1 pseudogene is annotated in these 1286 nt (G+C 75.9%); it reads left to right on the forward strand.

Annotated features, from left to right (window positions below):
* Nucleotides 1-1286, forward strand: a pseudogene (locus N415_RS29930) (chromosome segregation protein SMC); the annotation flags it as partial.

A 1286-nucleotide genomic window follows, 5' to 3' on the forward strand; every position in this document is an offset into this window, starting at 1 on the left:
GCGGCGGTGCGCGCCGAGGCCGACCGGCGCGAGGGCCTGGCGCGGTTGGCCGGGCAGGTGGAGACCATGCGGGCCCGCGTCGAGTCGATCGACGACAGCGTGGCGAAGCTCTCCGAGCGCATCGAAGAGGCCGCCACCCGCGCCCAGCAGACCCGCGCGGAGTTCGAGACCGTGCAGGCGCGCGTCGGCGAGCTGGACCAGGGCGAGGTGGGCCTCGACGAGCACCACGAGCGGACGGTGGCCGCGTTGCGGCTGGCCGACGAGCGCGTCGCCGAGCTGCAGGCCGCCGAGCGCGGCGCCGAACGGGAAGTGGCGTCGCTGCGCGCCCGCATCGACGCGCTCTCGGTCGGGCTGGAGCGCAAGGACGGCGCGGCGTGGCTCGCGCAAAACCACGCCGGCACAGGGCTTTTCGGCCCGATCGCCAAGCTGGTCAAGGTGCGGCCCGGCTACGAGACGGCGCTGGCCGCGGTGCTCGGTTCGGCGGCCGACGCGCTGGCCGCCGAGAGCTTCGGCGCGGCGCGTTCCGCCGTCGCCGCCCTCAAGCAGGCCGACGGCGGCCGCGCGGCCCTGGTGTTGGGCGACTGGCCGGCCGATCAGCCCCCGCCCGCGGGCGCGCTGCCCGGCGGCGCCCTTTGGGCGCTCGACCTGGTCGAGGCGCCGCAACGGCTGCGCGGGGCGATGACGGCCATGCTTTCCGGCGTCGCGGTGGTCAACGACCTCGGCGACGCGCTGGACCTGGTTGCGGCGCGCCCGCAGCTGCGCGCCGTCACGCTCGACGGTGACCTGGTGGGCGCGGGCTGGGTGAGCGGCGGCTCCGACCGCAAGCTGTCCACCCTGGAGCTCACCTCGGAGATCGACAAGGCCGCCGCCGAGCTGACTGCCGCGGAAGCCCAGGTGGCCCAGCTCAGCGCCGCCCTGTCCGGTGCGCTGACCGAGCAGATCGCGCGGCAGGATTCCGCCGAGCAGGCGCTGGCCGCGCTCAACGAATCCGACACCGCGATCTCGGCGATGTACGAGCAGCTGGGCCGGCTCGGGCAGGAAGCGCGCGCCGCCGAGGAGGAGTGGAACCGGCTGCTGCGCCAGCGCCAGGAGGCCGAGGCGGGGCGCGCGCAGACCGTCGAAGAGGTCACCGAGCTGGAAACCCGGCTGCGCAACGCCCAGGAGACCCAGCACGTGCAGGCGGCCGAGCCCGCGAACCGCCTGCAGATCGCCGCCGCCGCCGAAAGCGCCCGCGGCGTGGAAGTGGAGGCCCGGCTGGCGGTGCGGACCGCCGAGGAGCGCGCCAA

This window comes from Mycobacterium sp. UM_CSW (assembly GCF_000455205.1).
Taxonomy (GTDB): Bacteria; Actinomycetota; Actinomycetes; order Mycobacteriales; family Mycobacteriaceae; genus Mycobacterium.